Source organism: Streptomyces sp. NPDC053367, assembly GCF_044545925.1.
Classification (GTDB): Bacteria; Actinomycetota; Actinomycetes; order Streptomycetales; family Streptomycetaceae; genus Streptomyces.
Window position 1 is genome coordinate 1 of sequence record NZ_JBITYN010000027.1, and the last position, 2,957, is coordinate 2,957.

The 2,957-nt window shown below is 53.6% G+C and carries 1 rRNA gene; it reads left to right on the forward strand.

The window, feature by feature from the left end:
- Positions 1 to 30: 30 nt before the first annotated feature.
- Positions 31 to 2,957 (forward strand): 23S ribosomal RNA (locus ACIGXJ_RS36970).

A 2,957-nucleotide genomic window follows, 5' to 3' on the forward strand; every position in this document is an offset into this window, starting at 1 on the left:
ACAAGATATCACATAGTGATTCTTTTTAACGGTTAAGTTAGAAAGGGCGCACGGTGGATGCCTTGGCACTAGGAGCCGATGAAGGACGGGACGAACACCGATATGCTTCGGGGAGCTGTAAGCAAGCTTTGATCCGGAGATTTCCGAATGGGGAAACCCACCACTCGTAATGGAGTGGTATCCATATCTGAATTCATAGGATATGAGAAGGCAGACCCGGGGAACTGAAACATCTAAGTACCCGGAGGAAGAGAAAGCAAATGCGATTCCCTGAGTAGCGGCGAGCGAAACGGGATTAGCCCAAACCAAGAGGCTTGCCTCTTGGGGTTGTAGGACACTCTGTACGGAGTTACAAAGGAACGAGGTAGATGAAGAGGTCTGGAAAGGCCCGCCATAGGAGGTAACAGCCCTGTAGTCAAAACTTCGTTCTCTCCTGAGTGGATCCTGAGTACGGCGGAACACGTGAAATTCCGTCGGAATCCGGGAGGACCATCTCCCAAGGCTAAATACTCCCTAGTGACCGATAGTGAACCAGTACCGTGAGGGAAAGGTGAAAAGCACCCCGGAAGGGGAGTGAAAGAGATCCTGAAACCGTGTGCCTACAAGTAGTCAGAGCCCGTTAACGGGTGATGGCGTGCCTTTTGTAGAATGAACCGGCGAGTTACGATCCCGTGCAAGGTTAAGCAGAAGATGCGGAGCCGCAGCGAAAGCGAGTCTGAATAGGGCGCATGAGTACGTGGTCGTAGACCCGAAACCAGGTGATCTACCCATGTCCAGGGTGAAGTTCAGGTAACACTGAATGGAGGCCCGAACCCACGCACGTTGAAAAGTGCGGGGATGAGGTGTGGGTAGGGGTGAAATGCCAATCGAACCTGGAGATAGCTGGTTCTCTCCGAAATAGCTTTAGGGCTAGCCTCAAGGTAAGAGTCTTGGAGGTAGAGCACTGATTGGACTAGGGGCCCCTACCGGGTTACCGAATTCAGTCAAACTCCGAATGCCAATGACTTATCCTTGGGAGTCAGACTGCGAGTGATAAGATCCGTAGTCGAAAGGGAAACAGCCCAGACCGCCAGCTAAGGTCCCAAAGTATACGTTAAGTGGAAAAGGATGTGGAGTTGCTTAGACAACCAGGATGTTGGCTTAGAAGCAGCCACCATTTAAAGAGTGCGTAATAGCTCACTGGTCGAGTGACTCTGCGCCGAAAATGTACCGGGGCTAAACGTATCACCGAAGCTGCGGACTGTTCTTCGAACAGTGGTAGGAGAGCGTTCTAAGGGCTGTGAAGCCAGACCGGAAGGACTGGTGGAGCGCTTAGAAGTGAGAATGCCGGTATGAGTAGCGAAAGAGGGGTGAGAATCCCCTCCACCGAATGCCTAAGGTTTCCTGAGGAAGGCTCGTCCGCTCAGGGTTAGTCGGGACCTAAGCCGAGGCCGAAAGGCGTAGGCGATGGACAACAGGTTGATATTCCTGTACCACCTCCTCACCATTTGAGCAATGGGGGGACGCAGGAGGATAGGGTAAGCGCGGTATTGGATATCCGCGTCCAAGCAGTTAGGCTGGGAAATAGGCAAATCCGTTTCCCATAAGGCTGAGCTGTGATGGCGAGCGAAATATAGTAGCGAAGTTCCTGATTCCACACTGCCAAGAAAAGCCTCTAGCGAGGTGAGAGGTGCCCGTACCGCAAACCGACACAGGTAGGCGAGGAGAGAATCCTAAGGTGATCGAGAGAACTCTCGTTAAGGAACTCGGCAAAATGACCCCGTAACTTCGGGAGAAGGGGTGCTCTGTTAGGGTGCAAGCCCGAGAGAGCCGCAGTGAATAGGCCCAGGCGACTGTTTAGCAAAAACACAGGTCTCTGCGAAGCCGTAAGGCGAAGTATAGGGGCTGACGCCTGCCCGGTGCTGGAAGGTTAAGAGGAGCGCTTAGCGTAAGCGAAGGTGCGAATTGAAGCCCCAGTAAACGGCGGCCGTAACTATAACGGTCCTAAGGTAGCGAAATTCCTTGTCGGGTAAGTTCCGACCCGCACGAAAGGCGCAACGATCTGGGCACTGTCTCAACGAGAGACTCGGTGAAATTATAGTACCTGTGAAGATGCAGGTTACCCGCGACAGGACGGAAAGACCCCGTGGAGCTTTACTGCAGCCTGATATTGAATGTTGGTACAGCTTGTACAGGATAGGTAGGAGCCTTGGAAACCGGAGCGCCAGCTTCGGTGGAGGCATCGGTGGGATACTACCCTGGCTGTATTGACCTTCTAACCCGCCGCCCTTATCGGGCGGGGAGACAGTGTCAGGTGGGCAGTTTGACTGGGGCGGTCGCCTCCTAAAAGGTAACGGAGGCGCCCAAAGGTTCCCTCAGAATGGTTGGAAATCATTCGCAGAGTGTAAAGGCACAAGGGAGCTTGACTGCGAGACCTACAAGTCGAGCAGGGACGAAAGTCGGGCTTAGTGATCCGGTGGTTCCGCATGGAAGGGCCATCGCTCAACGGATAAAAGCTACCCCGGGGATAACAGGCTTATCTCCCCCAAGAGTCCACATCGACGGGGAGGTTTGGCACCTCGATGTCGGCTCATCGCATCCTGGGGCTGTAGTCGGTCCCAAGGGTTGGGCTGTTCGCCCATTAAAGCGGTACGCGAGCTGGGTTCAGAACGTCGTGAGACAGTTCGGTCCCTATCCGTCGCGGGCGCAGGAAATTTGAGAGGAGCTGTCCTTAGTACGAGAGGACCGGGATGGACGCACCGCTGGTGTACCAGTTGTTCTGCCAAGGGCATCGCTGGGTAGCTATGTGCGGACGGGATAAGTGCTGAAAGCATCTAAGCATGAAGCCCCCCTCAAGATGAGATTTCCCATTCCGCAAGGAAGTAAGATCCCTGAAAGATGATCAGGTTGATAGGTCTGAGGTGGAAGTGTGGCGACACATGGAGCTGACAGATACTAATCGATCGAGGACTTAACCA